Origin of the sequence: Raineyella antarctica (assembly GCF_900092135.1) — a bacterium.
Classification (GTDB): Bacteria; Actinomycetota; Actinomycetes; order Propionibacteriales; family Propionibacteriaceae; genus Raineyella; species Raineyella antarctica.
The window spans coordinates 189,340-206,246 of sequence record NZ_FMYF01000005.1 but is presented as its reverse complement, the minus strand read 5'-3'; the positions used below and the strand labels follow the sequence as shown (position 1 = coordinate 206,246).

The following is a 16,907-nucleotide window of genomic DNA, read 5'->3' as shown; positions in this document are numbered from 1 at the left end:
GGGTCTCCTAGGGATCGCGTGTGGGAGGTCGGCGTGGGGCCGGCGCGGGGCCGGCCCCACGGCCAGGTGCGGCGTCAGTTGGTGGCGCGCTCGATGTAGGCCACGGCGTCGCCCACGGTCTTGAGGTTCTTGGACTCCTCGTCGGGGATCGACACGCCGAACTGCTCCTCGGCGGCGTAGATGATCTCGACCATCGAGAGGGAGTCGACGTCGAGGTCGTCGGTGAACGACTTGTCGAGCTTGACGTCCTCGACGGGAATGCCCGCGACCTCGTTCACGATCTCGCCCATGGCGGCCAGGATCTGTTCGGTGGTAGCCATACTTTTCTCCTTGTGTTGGTGGCTGGTCAGGTTGGAAGGTATCAGGGCAGGACGATGACCTGGCCCGAGTACACCAGGCCGGCGCCGAAGCCGATGATGAGACAAGTCTCACCCGAGTGCACCTTGCCGTCCTGGTACAGGGCCTCGATCGCCATCGGGATCGAGGCGGCCGACGAGTTGCCGGTGTGGGCGATGTTGTGCGAGACCAGCACCGACTCCGGCAGCTTGAGGGTCCGGACCATCGCCTGGGTGATCCGGTCGTTGGCCTGGTGCGGCACGAAGACGTCCAGCTCCTCGGGCTTGAGCCCGGCCAGTTCGAGGGCCTTCGCGGCGTAGTGGCACACGGTGAAGGCGGCCCACTTGAAGACCGGGTTGCCGTCCATCACCAGGACGGGCTGCTTGCCGTCCTCGACGGCCTGCGGCCAGTGCGGCACCTGCTGGATCAGGTGGCCCTGGTCGGCGTCCGATCCCCACACGACCGGGCCGATTCCCGGCTCGTCGGAGGGGCCGATCACGGCAGCGCCGGCGCCGTCGCCGAAGATGAAGGCCGTCGAGCGGTCCTCCTTGTTGGTCAGGTCCGAGAGGCGCTCCACCCCGATGGCCAGCACGTACTTGGCCGCTCCGGAGCGGACCAGCGCATCACCCTGGGCGATGGCGTACGAGTAGCCGGCGCAGGCGGCGGAGATGTCGTACGCGGCGGCCTTGCTGCCCAGGTCGCCGGCGATCACGCAGGCCAGGCTGGGGGTCTGGGTGAACCAGCCGACGGTGGCGACGATGATCGCGCCGATCTCCTCGACCGGGACGCCGGAGCGCTCGATGGCCTTCTTGGCCGCTTCGGCAGCCATGTACTCCACGGTCTCCTCCCCGGTCGCCCAGTGGCGCTCGGTGATCCCGGAGCGGGTGCGGATCCACTCGTCGGAGGACTCGATCCAGGTGCAGACCTCCTCGTTGGTGACGATCCGCGAGGGGGAGTAGCCGGACATGCCGTAGATCCTTGCGAAGGGCGAACCTTGCGAGGACTGGATCGGAGTACGGGGGGAGAAGGTCATCGGGTCACCTCGGTAGCGTCGGTGTTCTCTGTGGTGGGGTGGAGCCGCAGCAGCGGCTGGCCGGGGGAGACCGGGTCGTGGTCCTCGACGGCCCACTCGACGATGCTGCCACCCTCGACGGCCAGCACCGGCACGGATTCGCGCAGGTTGGAGACGGTGCCGATCTCGGTACCACGGGCCAGCGCATCGCCGACCCGAAGCCCCTCGGTGGCGCGGAACTCGCCCTTGGTCGGCGAGACGACCAGGCGCCAGGTCGGCGTGGAGGCCTGTGCCACGGTGGTGCCGGGGTCGGCGTGCCGGGCGACGAATTCCCTTGCGGCGGGCAGCTCGTCGGGGGTGTTCAGGGCGAAGACCTCGACGCCCTTGAGGTTGCGCTTGGCGATGCCGGTCAGGGTGCCCGCCGGCGGCATCTCGATCATCCCGGTGACGCCGAGGTCGCGCATGGAGTCCATGCACAGGTCCCAGCGGACCGGGGCCTCGACCTGGGCGACCAGGCGCTGCAGCATGTCCTGCCCGGACTGCACCACGTGGCCGTCACGGTTCTGCAGCAGGCGGATCCGCGGATCATGGGTGGTGATCGCCCGGGCGAGACGCTCCAGGCGGGCGGTGGCGGGGGCCATGTGGTGGGTGTGGAAGGCGCCGGCGACGCTGAGCGGGATCACCCGCGTACGGGCCGGGGCGTTCTCCTTGAGCACCTCGATCTGCTCCACGGTGCCCGCCGCGACGATCTGGCCCGAGCCGTTGTGGTTGGCGGGGGTGAGTCCGGCGGCCTCGATGGCGGCGAGGACCTCGTCCTCCTTGCCACCGATGACCGCGGCCATCGAGGTGGGGCGGAGCGCGGACGCCTCGGCCATCGCCTTGCCGCGCTCGCGGACGAGGACCATCGCCTGCTCGGCGGAGAGCACGCCTACCGCGGCGGCCGCGGTGAGTTCGCCGACGGAGTGGCCGGCCACCACGCCGACCTGGCGGAAGGCGTCGGCCGGGGAGCGGAAGAGGGCCAGCGCGGACACCAGGCCGGCCGCGACCAGCAGCGGCTGGGCGATCGCGGTGTCACGGATGGTGGCCTCGTCCGCCTGGGTGCCGTAGTACTCGAGGTCGAGCCCCGAGACGGCGGAGAGCCAGTTCAGCCGGTCAGCGAAGACGGGATCAGCCAGCCATGGTTCGAGGAATCCTGGTTTCTGAGCGCCTTGACCCGGCGCGACGACTGCGAGCACGCTTCCACTCTCCCGCTTTCCGTCGCCCGAAGGGGCCGCGACGCACACGAAATGTCGTGAGTCATTGTTGTCGGAACCCCACAAGACCCTGCCGGTGCGGTTATGCGGTCCCCGGTCCGAGCAGGCGGCCCAGGGTCAGGGCCAGCCGCAGGGTGTACGAGTCTCGCGGATCGGTGGGGGAGTACCCGGTCACCTCGTGGATCCGCTTGAGGCGGTAGCGCACGGTGTTGGCGTGCACGAAGAGGGCGCGGGCGGAGGCCTCGATGGACAGGCCCTCGTCCAGGAAGCAGGTCAGGGTCTCCAACAGGCCGCCGCCCGCCTCGGCGAGCGGGCCGTACACGTCCCGGGCAAGGGCACGTCGGGCGTGGCCGTCACCGGAGAGGGCCCGCTCGGGCAGCAGGTCGTCGGCGTGCACGGGGCGGGGGGCCTGGGGCCAGCCGGGGGCGGCGCGGAGGCCGGACAGGGCAGCGCGGGCACTGCCACCGGCGGCGGCCAGCTGTTCCACCCGGGGGCCGACCACGACCGGTCCCTCGGCGAAGCGTTCGGCGAGGGGTGCCAACACGGCCACCAGGTCCGCGTCGGGACCCAGCGGCGCTCCGCCGACGACCACGACCAGTCGGTCGGTGTGGACGGCGGTGAGGCAGTCCAGCCCGAGCGAGCGGGCCGTGCGGTGGGTGGCCTCGAGGGCGGTCTCGGCCCCGTCCGCGGGGCAGGTGCCGAGGACCACGGCCGCGCCGCTGGTGGAGCGCCAGCCGAGGGTGGCGACCCGCGACATGATCGCGTCGTCCACCTCGCCGCGCATCACCGCGTCGACGACGGTGGCCTCCTGGCGCAGGTCCCAGGCGCCCCGGACCTCGGCCGCCGCCGCGTAGACCTCGGCGGCGGCGAAGGCGACGTCACGGCTGTACTCGTTGAGGGCAGCATGGAGGTACGGGCGGTCCGCCCGCGGGAGTTGCTCGTCGATCTCGGCGTCGACCGTGTCGATGATCGTACGGGTGAGGTCGACCGTCTGCTTGAGGCTGAGGTGCCGGGACAGTTCCCGGGGCGCCCGCTCGAAGATCTGGACCGGGCGGTCCGAGCCCCCCTCGCCGAACCAGTTGATGAAGCCGTCGACGCCCGCACGGGCGACGAGGGTCACCGAGGCCCGGTGCTCCGGACTGAGGCGTCCGAACCACTCGTACCGCGCGTCGACCGCCGTGATGGCGGCCGTGGTGATCCGGGCCGCCGCCTGCCGCAGGCGGCGGGCGATCGACGCGCGATTCCGGGTCGAGGGGAGCTGGATCCACGTCAGTGCCATGGTCAGGCGCCGGCGCCTTCCTGGGCGACGTGTGCCACCGCGGTCGGGTCCCCGAGGTTGTACTTGGCGTACGCCTCGGCGGCCGCGCCGCGACGGTAGCCACCCTCGGTCTCCAGCGCCTCCAGTGCCGCCACGACCATCGACTGGGCGTCGATCTGGAAGTAGCGACGGGCGGCCGCGCGGGTGTCGGCGAAGCCGAACCCGTCGGCACCCAGCGAGGTGAAGGACCCCGGCACGTACGGCCGGATCTGCTCCTGGACCGCACGCATGTAGTCGCTCACCGCCACGACCGGGCCGGTCGTCTCGCTGAGCTTCTTGGTCAGGTACGGCACCTTGCGGTCGTCGGCCGGGTGGCCGAGGTTCCACCGGGCGCACTCGATCGCCTCGCGGTTCAGCTCGTTCCACGAGGTCACCGACCACACGTCGGCACCGACCGACCACTCCTCGGCGAGGATCCGCTGGGCCTCGAGGGCCTGCGGCACGGCGACGCCGGAGGCCATCAGGCGGACCCGGGCGAAGTCGTTGTCCTCGGCGCGGCGGAACAGGTGCATGCCCTTGAGCACGCCCTCGACATCCAGGTCGGCCGGCGGGCCGGGCTGGGAGACGGGCTCGTTGTACACCGTGAGGTAGTACATGACGTTCTCGCCCTCGGGGTACTCGGGATCGTCGTGCCCGTACATCCGGCGCAGGCCGTCCTTGACGATCAGCGCGACCTCGAACGCGAAGGCCGGGTCGTAGTGCACCACTGCCGGGTTGGTCGCGGCGATCAGCGGGGAGTGCCCGTCGGCGTGCTGCAGGCCCTCACCGGTCAGGGTCGTACGACCCGCGGTGGCACCGATCAGGAAGCCGCGGGTCATCTGGTCGGCGGCCGCCCAGATGAAGTCACCCACGCGCTGGAAGCCGAACATCGAGTAGAAGATGAAGACCGGGATCATCGGCTCGCCGTGCGTGGCGTACGCCGTGCCCGCCGCGGTGAAGGAGCCCAGGCCACCGGCCTCGGAGATGCCCTCGTGCAGCAGCTGGCCGTTCGTGGCCGACTTCCAGGCGAGCAGCAGCTTGCGGTCGACCGACTCGTACGTCTGGCCGGCCGGGTCGTACAACTTGGCCGTGGGGAACATCGAGTCCATGCCGAACGTACGGAACTCGTCCGGAGCGATCGGGACGATCCGCTGGCCGATCCCCTTGTCCCGCATCAGGTCGCGGAGCAGCCGGACGAACGCCTGGGTGGTGGCGACCTTGGCCTTCGGGTTGCCCGGGGCCATCAGCTCCTTGTAGATGTCGTCGCCGGGCAGGGCCAGGTGACGCGGCTTGACCCGACGCTGCGGGACCGGTCCGCCCAGGGCCAGACGGCGCTCGCGCATGTACTTCATCTCCGGGGAGTCCTCGGCGGGGCGGAAGTACGGCGGGTTGTAGGCGTCCTCGAGGGCGGAGTCGGGGATCGGCAGGTGCAGCCGGTCGCGGAAGGCCTTCAGGTCGGCCGACGTGAGCTTCTTCATCTGGTGCGTGGCGTTCTTCGCCTCCAGGGCGTCGATCGTCCAGCCCTTGACGGTCTGGGCCAGGATCACGGTCGGCTGGCCGACGTGCTCCATCGCCGCCTTGTAGGCCGCGTAGACCTTGCGGTAGTCGTGGCCACCGCGGCCCAGCCGCTGCAGCTGCTGGTCGGAGTAGCCCTCGACCATCCGCTTCAGCCGCGGGGTGTCGAAGAACTTCTCGCGGATGTACGAGCCGGCCGAGATCGAGTAGGTCTGGAACTGGCCATCGGGCGTGCTGTTCATCTTGTGCAGCAGCGAGCCGTCGTCGTCGGCCGCCAGGAGCGGGTCCCAGTCGCGCGACCAGAGGACCTTGATGACGTTCCAGCCGGCACCACGGAAGAAGGACTCCAGGTCCTGGACAACCTTGCCGTTGCCGTCGACGGGCCCGTCGAGCTGCTGCAGGTTGCAGTTGATCACGAAGGTGAGGTTGTCGAGCTCTTCGCGAGCGGCCCGGCCGATCGCGCCGAGGGACTCGGGCTCGCCCATCTCGCCGTCACCGAGGAAGGCCCAGACGTGCTGCTGGGAGGTGTCCTTGATGCCGCGGTTCTGCAGGTAGCGGTTCATCCGGGCCTGGTAGATCGCGTTCAACGGGCCGATGCCCATCGACACGGTCGGGAACTCCCAGAACTCCGGCATCAGGCGCGGGTGCGGGTAGGACGACAGGCCGTTGTGCGGGCCGCGGGAGACCTCCTGGCGGAAGCCGTCCAGGTCCCACTCGGAGAGGCGGCCCTCGAGGAAGGCGCGGGCGTACATGCCGGGGGAGGCGTGGCCCTGGAAGTAGATGTGGTCACCGCCGCCGGGATGGTCCTTGCCCCGGAAGAAGTGGTTGAAGCCGACCTCGTACAGGCTCGCGGCGCTCTGGTAGGTGGCGATGTGGCCGCCGACCTCCAGGCCCTTGCGGTTGGCCTTCGAGACCATCACCGCGGCGTTCCAGCGCAGCGCGCGGCGGATCAGGCGCTCCGTGTCCTCGTCACCGGGGAAGAGCGGCTCGTCCGCCGTGCTGATCGTGTTGATGTAGTCCGTGGACCGCAGCGACGGCAGTCCCACCTGGCGCTGCCGCGCGCGGGCGAGGAGTTCCAACATGATGTACCGGGCCCGGTGGGGCCCCTTCTCCTCCAGGAGCCCGTCGAAGGAGGAGATCCATTCCTGCGTCTCTTCGGGGTCCAGGTCGGGTAACTGGCTCGGGAGGCCCTGCGCACCGAGTGCGGGGCGGTCACCGCGAGTAGCCATGCATCGTCCTATCCGTTCGTGCCGACCGTGGTCGTCATCGTGTGTGAACGTCTGTCAGCGTAGTTTTGGTCAACGTGCAAAGACTACTGGTCCACGACAGCCCGTGGGATGGTCCACGTCGGCCCGCGGGACGTGACGTGGGCGCGCGGGTCTGGCAATGTGGTGTCCACACATGCCGTGGGTATGTGGACGTGAACCGTTGAAAGGGGTCGCCTCCGTGGCCAGGGAAGACGCAAGCCGAATGGGTCTTGCCGCCGGCCAGCTCGTCCAGGAGCTGGGTTGGGATGAGGACGTGGACGATGACTTGCGCATCGCGATCGAGGACGCCGTCGACGGTGAACTCATCGAGGAGGCGTTGGAGGCCGTCGACGTGGTCCTGCTGTGGTGGCGGGAGGACGACGGGGACATCGGTGATGGTCTGGTCGATGCACTGACCGACCTCAAGGAGGACGGTGTCGTCTGGTTGATGACCCCGAAGGTGGGGCGTGGCGGTCACGTGGACCCGGCCGACATCTCCGAGGCCGCGATCACCGCCGGCCTCGCCCAGACCTCGACGGCGAACCTCTCCGGCGACTGGACCGGCTCCAAGCTGGTGCGCCCGCGGGGTGCCCGGCGCTGATGCGGCCGGTCGCGCCCCCCATCGGCCAGCCTGTGGCCGACTTCCATGGCCATGACCAGCACGGTCGTGACTTCGAGTTGTCCTCCTGGCGGGGGACCCCGGTGCTGCTGGTGTTCTTCGCCTTCTCGTTCAGCTCGGTCTGCGGCGACGAACTGGAGCAGTTGCGGGACGCGAACTACCTGTTCGACGCCGCCGGTTGCCGGATCGTCGCCGTCTCCACCGACACGTCCTTCGTCCTGCGGGAGGTGGATCGCCAGCTGGGCCTCGACTTCACCCTGGTCAGTGACCACTGGCCGCACGGGGCGATCGGCGCAGCGTACGGCGCCTTCGACGACAAGTTGGGCTGCGACCGCCGGCACTCGTTCCTGATCGGTCCGGACGGGACACTGGCCTGGTCGAAGCAGGCCGACCTGCCGCAGACCCGGGACATGCACGAGCACCTGGCGGCGGTGCACTACCACTTCCCGGTCTGAGTGCCACGGCGGCGCGGGTGCCGCTATAGTTGGCCTCTGCTCGGGCGCATAGCTCAGTTGGTTAGAGCGCCTGCCTTACAAGCAGGATGTCGGGGGTTCGAGTCCCTTTGCGCCCACCAGGGCCGGATCCGTACGCAGCCGAAGGGCGTCCCTCCACCGAGGGACGCCCTTCGTGTCTTCGGGTCTCTCACCCGGGTGCGGTCTCGTCCACGCCGAGGTCAGTGCGCTTGATCCGGTCGTCGTTGAGCTGGGCTGCGCCCGTGTTGATGAAGGCTGGCGGCCTTCGCCGCCTCCGGGCACGTTCCGGCAGGGTCGGCGACGTCGACCGTTGTCCTGATGTTCACGTCGCGTCCTCCTGCCTGCCCGCCCCGTTTCACCGGGCAGGAGTGCGATCGGTTCCATGACCGACACTTCGTCCTTCCGCACCGTCCCCGTGCGCCGTCGCGCCCTGATGCAGGGGTTCGTGGCCGCCTCAGCCGCCGGCCTGCTCGGTACCGGCGGCACCCGTGCCGCCGCGGCACCGCTGGTGTCCCACCGGTTGACCCTGACCTCCGGCATCGCCTCCGGCGACGTCACCTCCGATTCGGCCGTGCTCTGGGCCCGCTCGTCCGGCGCCGGCACGCTGCGCGCCGTCGTCCGGGCGGTCGACGTCGACGGCAACCCGCTGAAGGGCAAGTACCACCAGGAGCGCGTGCTCACCGGACCGGCCGCCACCACCGGGACCGACTTCACCGCCCGCCTGCGACTCGACAAGCTGGCCCCCGCCACCCGGTTCGAGTACCGGCTCGGCTTCGTGGACGCCGCCGGGCACACCGGCCAGGAGGAGACCGGTACCTTCACCACGGCCCCCGGCTCGCGCTACGGCCGCAAGGCGGAGGACCTGGACCAGACCTTCGTGTGGACGGCGGATACCGCCGGCCAGGGCTGGGGCATCAACGAGGAGATCGGCGGCATGTTCGGGTACCGGGCGATGCTTGCCACCGCCCCCGACTTCTTCCTGCACTCGGGCGACACGGTCTACGCCGACGGCCCGATGGCCTCCGCCGTCACCGAGCCAGACGGCAACGTCTGGAAGAACCTGCTGATCGACGAGGTCACCCAGATCGCCCAGAGCCTGGCCGACTTCCGCGGCCGGCACCGCTACAACTACCTGGACGCGAACGTACGCGCCCTGGCCCGCGAAGTGCCCATTGTCGCCACCTGGGACGACCACGAGGTGACCAACAACTGGTACCCCGGCGAGGTCCTCGACGATCCCCGCTACGACAAGGTCCGCGACGATCCCCGCTACGACAAGGTCCGCGACGTCGACACCCTGGCCCGCTGGGGGCGCCAGGCCTTCGACGAGTACTACCCCCGCACCAGCCCGACGATCCACCGCCGGATCGCCCGTGGGCCGCAGCTGGACGTGTTCTGCCTCGACATGCGTACGTACAAGTCCCCCAACACGGCCGGCCTGGAGTCCACCGCCACCCGCATCCTCGGTGAGGAGCAGCTGCAGTGGCTGATCGAGGGCCTGCGAACCTCCACCGCGACCTGGAAGGTCATCGCCAACGACCTGCCGATCGGCCTGGTCGTCCCGGACGGCGCCGGCATGGAGGCCGTCGCCAACAACGACCCCGGCGCCCCCCTCGGCCGGGAGCTGGAGATCGCCCGCCTGCTGAAGGCGATCAAGGACCACGACATCAAGAACGTCGTCTTCCTCACCGGTGACGTGCACTACTGCGCGGCCCACCACTACTCGCCGGAGCGGGCCGTCTTCAAGGACTTCAAGCCGTTCTGGGAGTTCGTCGCCGGGCCGATCAACGCCGGCTCGTTCGGTCCGAACAAGCTCGACGCCACCTTCGGTCCGGAACAGGTCTTCGAGCGGCACGGATTCACCAACCAGTCGCCGCGCTCGGGGGAGCACCAGTACTTCGGGCACGTCGCAGTGGCCGGCGACGGAGCCGAGTTCGTCGTGAGCCTGGTCAACGCCAACGGTGACACCGTCTACACCAAGGCCCTCATCCCCGAGGCCTGATCGGCGGGCCTCCCTTGGGCCCGGGAGACGGTCGAGCGCCGCCAGGCACCCGGCCTGGCGGCGCTCGACTCCCCAGGGCCTCAGGCCCGACCGGCCTGCGCGCGCCGACGGCGTGTCGTCGAGTCGATGATCACGGCCAGCAGCGTGACGAGGCCGGTGATGATGAAACGGATGCTGGAGTCGAGGTTGAGCAGGTCCAGCCCGTTGCTGATGGACTGGATCACGACGATGCCCAGCAGGGCGGAGTAGGCCGAACCGCGGCCGCCGAACAGGCTCGTGCCGCCGATCACCGCGGCGGCGATGGCGTTCAGGTTGACGTCGCCGGTGCCCGTGCTCTGGTTGGCGGCGGCGAGCCGTGCCGCGAGCAGGACGCCACCGAGGGCCGCGAAGGTCGAGCACGTGACGAACACTGACAGGTAGACCGCCTTCACGTTGATGCCCGCTCGGCGCGCGGCCTCGACGTTGCCGCCGACGGCCATGATGTCGCGACCCCAGCGGGTGCGCTTGATCGTCAGGTCCATGATCGCGATCACCACGACGAACAGGACGAACATCAGCGGTACGCCTCGGTCCTGGCTGAGCACGAAGGTCGCCGCGGCCAGGATGGCAGCCAGGAACAAGGCGCGTACGACGACGACGGCGAGCGGGACGGTCGACAGGTCCGCGGAGGCGCGCCGGCGGTTGAGCTGCATCCCCGACAGGAGGACGGCGACCGCCGCGAGCACGACCAGGACGTAGCTGACCACCGGCGGGAGGAACGTGCCGTTGGCGAACTGCACCAGGGGAGAGTTGAACGGCACGTTCACCGTGCCCTCGTTGCCCAGGACCAGCAACTGCACGCCGAGGAAGGCCAGCAGGCCGGCCAGCGTGATGATGAAGCTCGGCACCCCGAAGCGGTTGAAGACCAGGCCGTACACCAGGCCGATGAGCGACCCGGAGAGGATCGCCGCCAGGATCGCCAGGACCAGCGGGAAACCCATGTTCACGAAAGTGACCGCGACCACCGCCGCTGCCACGCCGGCGACCGAGCCGGCCGACAGGTCGATCTGGCCCAGCAGCAGGACGAAGACGATGCCCAACGCCAGCGTGCCGATCGGGACCAGCTGGATGGCCAGGTTCACGAGGTTCTGCGCAGAGACGAAGGCCGGGTTGAGCACGGCGAAGATGACCCAGATGATGACCAGGCCGATGATGACCGGCAACGACCCGATGTCGCCGGTCCGCAGGCGCAGGCCCTCGGAACGGAGCCACCCGGAGAGGCCCTGCTGGGCGATCAGGCGTTCGTCGAGGAGGTCGGCCGGGGGACCGGCGGGTGGGAGTTCGCCGGGGGCCGTACGGGCCGGCTTGGTGGTGCTCATCAGTGGCTCGCTTCCGCAGGGGGGACGTCTGGTGCGGCGTGGACGACGGCGCCGGTGATCGCCCCGACGATCTCCTCGACGCTGGTGTCGGCCACTAGGTACTCGCCGTTGTTGCGGCCCAGCCGCAGGACGACGACCCGGTCAGCCACGGCCATCACGTTCGCCATGTTGTGGCTGATGACGACCACGGCGAGGTTGCGTTCGCGGAGTCGGCCGATCAGGCCCAGGACCTCCTCGGTCTGGGCCACGCCGAGCGCCGCGGTCGGCTCGTCGAGCATCACGACCTGGGGTTCTCCCAGCAGGGCGCGCGCGATGGCGACGGTCTGGCGCTGCCCTCCGGACAGGCTCGCGACGGCGATCCGTACGGAGGGGATCTTGGCGCTGAGCTCACGCAGCAGCCGCCAGGACTCCTTCTCCATCGAGACCTCGTCCAGGAGCGGACCGCGGGTGATCTCGCTGCCGAGGAACAGGTTCATCACCACGTCCAGGTTGTCGCAGAGGGCCAGGTCCTGGTGGACGGTGGCGATGCCGAGCCGCTGCGCCTGGGCCGGCGAGCCGATGTGGACCTGCTCGCCGTTGAAGTAGATCTGGCCAGCATCGGGCAGGTTGACGCCCGCGATGGCCTTGATCAGCGTCGACTTGCCGGCACCGTTGTCCCCGACCAGGGCCACCACCTCCCCTGCCCTGACCTGGAAGTCGACGTTGCTGAGCGCCTGGACGGCTCCGAATCGCTTCGATACGCCGGTCATCGACAGGACGGGGGGAGGGGAGGTGGCAGTCATCTCGCTGGGCTTTCCTGTGTCTCTTCCGATTCCTACTTCAGGCCGGCCGCACTGCAGGCGGAGGCGAACTGCGACGTGCAGATCTGGTCGATCGTGTAGAAGCCGTCCTTGACGACCGTGTCCTTGATGTTGTCCTTGGTCACGGCGACCGGGGTCAGCAGGGTGGCGGGCACGCCGTCCTTCGTCGTGGAGGACGTCGGGGCCGTGCCCTTCGCCAGGGCCACGGCGTTCTTGGCCGCGTCCGAGGCCTCGGGCTTGATCGCCTTGTAGACCGTCATCGCCTGGTCACCGGCGACCACGCGCTGGACGCCGGTGATCTCCGCGTCCTGTCCGGTGACCGGGACCATCGGGTTCACGCCGCCGGCCTTGAGGGCAGTGATGGCACCGCCGGCGACGCCGTCGTTGGCCGCATAGACACCGACGAGACCGGACCTGACGGAGGTGAGTTCGCCCTCCATCCAGGCCTGGGCCTTGTCAGGGCTCCAGTCGGGGGTGTCGTACTCGGCCTTGATGGTGAAGCCGGACGTGTCGAGGACGCTGTGTGCGCCCTTCTTGAAGTCGGCGGCATTGGCGTCCGTCGGCGAGCCGTTGATCATGACCAGGTCGCCGCTGGTCTTCCCGGACTTCTTCAGGATGTCCACCAGGGTCTGGGCCTGCAGTTCGCCGACCTTCAGGTTGTCGAAGGAGACGTAGTAGTCGGACCCGGCCACGAAGCGGTCGTACGCGACGACCTTGACACCCTTGGCCTTGGCCTCGTTGACGATCGTCTGGGCCGACTTGCCGTCGACCGCGTCGAGCACGAGGACCTTCGCCCCCTGGGTCATGGCCGACTCTGCCTGCTGCTGTTGCTTGGCCGCATCCTGGTTGGCGTTGTTGTAGATCAGGGTGCACTTCGGGCATTCGGTCTTCAGGGCCGCCTCGAAGTACGGCTTGTCGAAGGTCTCGTACCGGGTGGTCTTCGTCTCGGGGAGCAGGAGGGCGATGGTGGCCGAGACGTCACTACTCGCCGCTGTGGAGCCTGCGGGCGTCGGTGTTGTCTTGTTCCCGCTGCACCCTGCCATCACGGCGAGGGAGAGACCAGCAGCGGCGACGGCCGCGAATCGGGTGAATCGAGTGTTCACGAGAACTCCTCAATCGTGCGACGGCCCAGGGTTCTCCCGATGGGCCCTTCGACTGATCATCCGCCCATACGCCACTGGATGGGAAGCACTTCGGGCAATACAAGCGGGCCGGGTCGCAGCCCCTTGGCCCCGACCCGGCCCGCACCGGTTGTCCGACGGATGCTCAGAGCACCCGCATCCGCTCGGCAGTGATGTAGACACCCGACGAGGTGGGCTCCTCGGTGCCCTCGACCCGGTACACCTTGGCCTCGGTGTCCTCGGCCAGGAAGTGCTTGGGCTTCGCGTCCACCCAGACGATCGCCGCACCGTCGTCGACGCCGTAGCCGCTGGGCAGGGAGCCCTCGCCGACAGCCTCGGCGAAGATCGGGGCGCGGTCGCCCTCGGAGTGGTAGTGGGAGCAGAAGGAACCGGGCAGGATCCCCAGGCCGCCCCGCCAGGCCATCACCGGCCCGAACGAGTCGGTGGTGCAGCCCTCGAAGAAGGCACCGCCGCCGGCCGCGTACCCGGCGATGACGAGGTCCTTGCCCGACTCGACCAGTTGGCGGATCTTGGCCGACACCCCATGCGCCTCCCACAGCGCCAGCAGGTTCACCGTCAGGCCGCCACCGACGACGAGGACGTCGGCCTCGTCGAGCCGGGAGACCGACCGGGCCGCGTCCTGCCAGAGGGTCACCACGATCGGCCGGATCCCCAGGGCGCCGTACGCGGTCAGGAACCGGTTGACGTAGCGCGGGTCGTCGGCGGAGGCGGTCGGCAGGAAGGCCACCACGGGATTGGGCTTGCCGGCGAGGTCGACAACGTACTTGTCGAGCTTCGTTGCTGCCCCCGTGGCTGACGCGGAGAAGCCCCCGCCACCCAGGGTCACGATGTGAGTCGTCATGGCCTCAGCTTCTCACGCAGGCGTTCCACTCGGCGGGCGGGGCGGGACGTTATAGACTCCTGCTTCGTGGCAGCCGAAGACATCAGTGAGACCATCACGGCCCTCGATCGCGCCCTCGGGCAGATCGAGTCCGTTTCCGACCCGGCCGCCATGGCGACGGAGATCGCCGACCTCGAGCAGCAGGTGTCGGCCCCCGACCTGTGGGACGACCAGGAGAACGCCCAGCGCGTCACCTCCCGGCTGTCCTTCCTGCAGGCGGAGCTGAAGCGGCTCACCGGCCTGCGCCAGCGCCTCGAGGACCTGCAGGTCATGGTCCAGTTGGCCGAGGAGGAGAACGACGCCTCCGTCCTCGAGGACGCGGTCCAGGAAGCCGCCTCCCTGCGGACCACGCTGGACGCCCTCGAGGTCCGCACCCTGCTGTCGGGGGAGTACGACGAGCGCGACGCGGTCGTCACCATCCGCTCCGAGGCCGGTGGCGTCGATGCCGCCGACTTCGCCGAGATGCTGATGCGCATGTACCTGCGCTGGTCGGAGCGCCACGGCTACCCGACCGAGGTCTACGACATCTCGTACGCCGAGGAGGCGGGCATCAAGTCGGCCACGTTCCAGGTCAAGGCGCCGTACGCCTACGGCACCCTCTCGGTCGAGCAGGGCACCCACCGGCTGGTCCGGATCTCCCCGTTCGACAACCAGGGACGCCGCCAGACGTCGTTCGCCGGCGTCGAGGTGCTGCCCGTGGTGGAGGAGACCGACCACATCGACATCCCCGAGCAGGACATCCGGGTGGACGTCTTCCGCTCCTCGGGCCCGGGTGGCCAGTCGGTGAACACCACCGACTCCGCCGTCCGCATCACGCACCTGCCGACCGGCCTGGTGGTGTCCTGCCAGAACGAGAAGTCGCAGATCCAGAACAAGGCCGCCGCCCTGCGCGTGCTCCAGGCCCGCCTGCTGGAGAAGGCCCGCAAGGACCGTGAGGCCGAGATGAACGCCCTGAAGAGCGACGGCGGCAACTCCTGGGGCTCGCAGATGCGCTCCTACGTCCTGCACCCCTACCAGATGGTCAAGGACCTGCGCACCGACTGCGAGGTCGGCAACCCCGAGGCGGTCTTCGACGGCGCGATCGACGAGTTCGTCGACGCCGGCATCCGCTGGCGCAAGCAGCAGGAGCTCGCCGCGCGCTAGGGGCGCCTGCGGCGTGACGCGCCGGGGGGAGGGTGATGTCCGGGTGGCGGGGCCCGCTGTGCTTAGACTCACCGTGGGCCGTGTACGTCCCCCCAGTGAGCACCGGTATGCCAACCGGCACTTCCCCATCCTCCAGTCGGCCCTCCTCCCATGATTCGCTTTGACAACGTCAGCAAGAAGTACCCGGGACAACCCCGGGCAGCCCTGAGGAACATCACCCTCGAGATCGACAGGGGCGAGTTCGCCTTCCTGGTCGGTCGCTCCGGCTCGGGCAAGTCCACGTTCATCCGACTGGTGCTGCGCGAGCTGCGGCCCACCCGGGGGAGCGTCTTCGTCGATGGCGGTGACATCTCCAACCTGCCGTCCTGGCGGGTGCCCAAGTTGCGTCGCCAGATCGGGACCGTGTTCCAGGACTTCCGGCTGCTACCGGGCAAGACCGTGTGGGGGAACGTCGCCTTCGCCCTGCAGGTCACCGGCTACTCCCGGCGGGACATCCGGTCGATGGTGCCGGAGACGCTGGAACTGGTCGGGCTGGCGGACAAGGGGGACCGCCTGGTCGACGAGCTCTCCGGAGGCGAGCAGCAGCGCGTGGCGATCGCCCGCGCGGTGGTCAACCGTCCGATGATCCTGATCGCGGACGAGCCGACCGGCAACCTGGACCCCGCCACCAGCGTGGGCATCATGAAGGTCCTCGACCGGATCAACCGCCAGGGGACGACGGTGGTGATGGCCACGCACGACTCGACGATCGTCGACCAGATGCGCAAGCGCGTGGTGGAGCTCGTCAACGGTGACCTGGTCCGCGACCAGGGCAAGGGCACGTACGGCTACCAGGCCTGAGGAGGGGTGGGAATGAGATTCCGTCATATTCTTTCGGAGACCTGGACCGGGGTCCATCGCAACGCCTCGATGATGGTCGCGATCATCGTCACCATGTGGGTCTCACTCGTCCTGTTCGGGGGCGGCCTGCTCGCGGCCCAGCAGATCGAGCTGATGAAGGGGCGCTGGTACGACAAGGTCGAGATCTCGATCTTCCTGTGCACCCCTGACACGGCGGGGGACAACTGCACGCCGGGCCAGGGGATCACCCCCCAGCAGCGGGCCACGGTGGAGGCTGCCCTGCACGCCAACCCGCAGGTCAGCCAGGTCTTCGCCGAGTCCAAGCAGCAGGCGTACGACGACTTCGTGGCCTCCTACAAGGACAGCCCGATCCGTGACTCGCTGACCGTCGACCAGATGCAGGAGTCGTTCCGGGTCAAGTTGGTCGACCCGCAGCAGTACCAGGGCGTGGTCAACGACGTCGCGGGGATGCCCGGGGTGCAGGCGGTCCAGGACCTGCGGGAGGTGCTCGACCCGCTCTTCCAGTGGTTGCGTACGGCCCAGTGGGTGGCCATCGGGACCAGTGCGCTGCTGCTCCTGGCGGCCGCGCTGCAGATCGGCAATACCATCCGGCTGGCGGTGTTCGCCAGGCGCAGGGAGATCAGCATCATGCGGCTGGTCGGCGCGTCGAACACCTACATCACCATGCCGTTCGTCCTCGAGACGCTGCTCGCAGGGCTGGTCGGTGCCCTCCTGGCGGCAGCCACGCTGGTCGCCGGAATGTACTCGCTGGTCGTCCGTAATGCTGAAGTCTCGATCCAGACTTTGCCCTGGATCGGATGGACGGAGGCGGGTATCGCCATTGCCGGACTTGCCGGGGTGGCGGTCGTGCTTTCTATTATTCCGACATTGATCGCCACCAACAAACACCTCCGCGTGTGATCGGGGGACCCACATGCTGAGGGACAGGGGAACGACAATGACCACGACACCACGACGACGATTGGCCAT

At 69.0% G+C, this 16,907-nt stretch carries 15 protein-coding genes and 1 tRNA gene; 7 read left to right on the top strand and 9 right to left on the bottom strand.

Going from position 1 to position 16,907, the window contains the following annotated elements; translation table 11 throughout:
* Positions 1-74: 74 nt before the first annotated feature.
* The 5 genes from GA0111570_RS09400 to aceE all read right to left on the bottom strand — a co-directional run bounded on the left by GA0111570_RS09400 (position 75) and on the right by aceE (position 6,642).
* Positions 75-320: an acyl carrier protein gene (locus tag GA0111570_RS09400; RefSeq protein ID WP_092609781.1), complete on the bottom strand. Its 246-nt coding sequence runs from the start codon at positions 318-320 to the stop codon at positions 75-77.
* 41 nt (positions 321-361) lie between these two features.
* Complete coding sequence (locus tag GA0111570_RS09395; protein WP_092609778.1) at positions 362-1,369, bottom strand: beta-ketoacyl-ACP synthase III; 1,008 nt, start codon at positions 1,367-1,369, stop codon at positions 362-364.
* Positions 1,366-2,583 carry an acyltransferase domain-containing protein gene (locus GA0111570_RS09390; protein ID WP_092609775.1) on the bottom strand — a complete coding sequence of 406 codons (1,218 nt, stop codon included), beginning with the start codon at positions 2,581-2,583 and terminating at the stop codon, positions 1,366-1,368. The genes GA0111570_RS09395 and GA0111570_RS09390 overlap by 4 nt, the downstream gene beginning before the upstream one ends.
* A gap of 100 nt (positions 2,584-2,683) precedes the next feature.
* Complete coding sequence (locus GA0111570_RS09385) at positions 2,684-3,880, bottom strand: PucR family transcriptional regulator (protein ID WP_092609773.1); 1,197 nt, start codon at positions 3,878-3,880, stop codon at positions 2,684-2,686.
* 2 nt (positions 3,881-3,882) lie between these two features.
* A complete protein-coding gene (gene aceE / locus GA0111570_RS09380; RefSeq protein ID WP_092609770.1) occupies positions 3,883-6,642 on the bottom strand; it encodes a pyruvate dehydrogenase (acetyl-transferring), homodimeric type in 2,760 nt (919 codons plus the stop codon).
* A 241-nt stretch (positions 6,643-6,883) separates the two neighbouring features.
* Here aceE and GA0111570_RS09375 point away from each other — a divergent pair, with 241 nt between their 5' ends.
* The 4 genes from GA0111570_RS09375 to GA0111570_RS09360 all read left to right on the top strand — a co-directional run bounded on the left by GA0111570_RS09375 (position 6,884) and on the right by GA0111570_RS09360 (position 9,754).
* On the top strand, positions 6,884-7,261 hold the full coding sequence (locus GA0111570_RS09375) for a DUF3052 domain-containing protein (protein WP_245703106.1): 378 nt from the start codon (positions 6,884-6,886) through the stop codon (positions 7,259-7,261).
* 32 nt (positions 7,262-7,293) lie between these two features.
* Positions 7,294-7,734 (top strand): redoxin domain-containing protein, encoded by a 441-nt coding sequence (locus tag GA0111570_RS09370; protein ID WP_175557423.1) that lies wholly within the window; start codon positions 7,294-7,296, stop codon positions 7,732-7,734.
* A 42-nt stretch (positions 7,735-7,776) separates the two neighbouring features.
* Positions 7,777-7,853 (top strand) — tRNA-Val (locus GA0111570_RS09365).
* 281 nt (positions 7,854-8,134) lie between these two features.
* Positions 8,135-9,754, top strand: coding sequence for an alkaline phosphatase D family protein (locus tag GA0111570_RS09360; RefSeq protein ID WP_092609761.1), 1,620 nt, complete (start codon positions 8,135-8,137; stop codon positions 9,752-9,754).
* Positions 9,755-9,834: 80 nt separating this feature from the next.
* Here the strand turns inward: GA0111570_RS09360 and GA0111570_RS09355 are convergent, their stop codons facing one another.
* The 4 genes from GA0111570_RS09355 to GA0111570_RS09340 all read right to left on the bottom strand — a co-directional run bounded on the left by GA0111570_RS09355 (position 9,835) and on the right by GA0111570_RS09340 (position 13,895).
* Positions 9,835-11,112 (bottom strand): sugar ABC transporter permease, encoded by a 1,278-nt coding sequence (locus tag GA0111570_RS09355; RefSeq protein WP_092609758.1) that lies wholly within the window; start codon positions 11,110-11,112, stop codon positions 9,835-9,837.
* Positions 11,112-11,894, bottom strand: coding sequence for an ATP-binding cassette domain-containing protein (locus tag GA0111570_RS09350; RefSeq protein ID WP_092609755.1), 783 nt, complete (start codon positions 11,892-11,894; stop codon positions 11,112-11,114). The genes GA0111570_RS09355 and GA0111570_RS09350 overlap by 1 nt, the downstream gene beginning before the upstream one ends.
* 32 nt (positions 11,895-11,926) lie before the next feature.
* On the bottom strand, positions 11,927-13,015 hold the full coding sequence (locus GA0111570_RS09345) for a sugar ABC transporter substrate-binding protein (RefSeq protein ID WP_245703105.1): 1,089 nt from the start codon (positions 13,013-13,015) through the stop codon (positions 11,927-11,929).
* 163 nt (positions 13,016-13,178) lie between these two features.
* Positions 13,179-13,895, bottom strand: coding sequence for a Type 1 glutamine amidotransferase-like domain-containing protein (locus GA0111570_RS09340; RefSeq protein ID WP_092609752.1), 717 nt, complete (start codon positions 13,893-13,895; stop codon positions 13,179-13,181).
* A gap of 66 nt (positions 13,896-13,961) precedes the next feature.
* On the opposite strand from GA0111570_RS09340, the gene prfB reads away from it, so the two are divergent.
* The 3 genes from prfB (at position 13,962) to ftsX (ending at position 16,838) form a co-directional block, all read left to right on the top strand.
* Positions 13,962-15,077 (top strand): peptide chain release factor 2, encoded by a 1,116-nt coding sequence (gene prfB, locus GA0111570_RS09335; RefSeq protein ID WP_092609750.1) that lies wholly within the window; start codon positions 13,962-13,964, stop codon positions 15,075-15,077.
* A 150-nt stretch (positions 15,078-15,227) separates the two neighbouring features.
* Positions 15,228-15,917 carry a cell division ATP-binding protein FtsE gene (gene ftsE, locus GA0111570_RS09330; protein WP_092609747.1) on the top strand — a complete coding sequence of 230 codons (690 nt, stop codon included), beginning with the start codon at positions 15,228-15,230 and terminating at the stop codon, positions 15,915-15,917.
* Positions 15,918-15,929: 12 nt separating this feature from the next.
* Positions 15,930-16,838: a permease-like cell division protein FtsX gene (gene ftsX, locus GA0111570_RS09325; protein ID WP_217634095.1), complete on the top strand. Its 909-nt coding sequence runs from the start codon at positions 15,930-15,932 to the stop codon at positions 16,836-16,838.
* Positions 16,839-16,907: the final 69 nt, after the last annotated feature.

What these genes read in the sequence shown, in the direction of transcription:
- GA0111570_RS09400 (WP_092609781.1), bottom strand. Translation starts at nt 320, where the DNA reads ATGGCTACCACCGAACAGATCCTGGCCGCCATGGGCGAGATCGTGAAC.
- GA0111570_RS09395 (WP_092609778.1), bottom strand. Translation starts at nt 1,369, where the DNA reads ATGACCTTCTCCCCCCGTACTCCGATCCAGTCCTCGCAAGGTTCGCCC.
- GA0111570_RS09385 (WP_092609773.1), bottom strand. Translation starts at nt 3,880, where the DNA reads ATGGCACTGACGTGGATCCAGCTCCCCTCGACCCGGAATCGCGCGTCG.
- aceE (WP_092609770.1), bottom strand. Translation starts at nt 6,642, where the DNA reads ATGGCTACTCGCGGTGACCGCCCCGCACTCGGTGCGCAGGGCCTCCCG.
- GA0111570_RS09375 (WP_245703106.1), top strand. Translation starts at nt 6,884, where the DNA reads ATGGGTCTTGCCGCCGGCCAGCTCGTCCAGGAGCTGGGTTGGGATGAG.
- GA0111570_RS09360 (WP_092609761.1), top strand. Translation starts at nt 8,135, where the DNA reads ATGACCGACACTTCGTCCTTCCGCACCGTCCCCGTGCGCCGTCGCGCC.
- GA0111570_RS09355 (WP_092609758.1), bottom strand. Translation starts at nt 11,112, where the DNA reads ATGAGCACCACCAAGCCGGCCCGTACGGCCCCCGGCGAACTCCCACCC.
- GA0111570_RS09350 (WP_092609755.1), bottom strand. Translation starts at nt 11,894, where the DNA reads ATGACTGCCACCTCCCCTCCCCCCGTCCTGTCGATGACCGGCGTATCG.
- GA0111570_RS09340 (WP_092609752.1), bottom strand. Translation starts at nt 13,895, where the DNA reads ATGACGACTCACATCGTGACCCTGGGTGGCGGGGGCTTCTCCGCGTCA.
- ftsE (WP_092609747.1), top strand. Translation starts at nt 15,228, where the DNA reads ATGATTCGCTTTGACAACGTCAGCAAGAAGTACCCGGGACAACCCCGG.
- ftsX (WP_217634095.1), top strand. Translation starts at nt 15,930, where the DNA reads ATGAGATTCCGTCATATTCTTTCGGAGACCTGGACCGGGGTCCATCGC.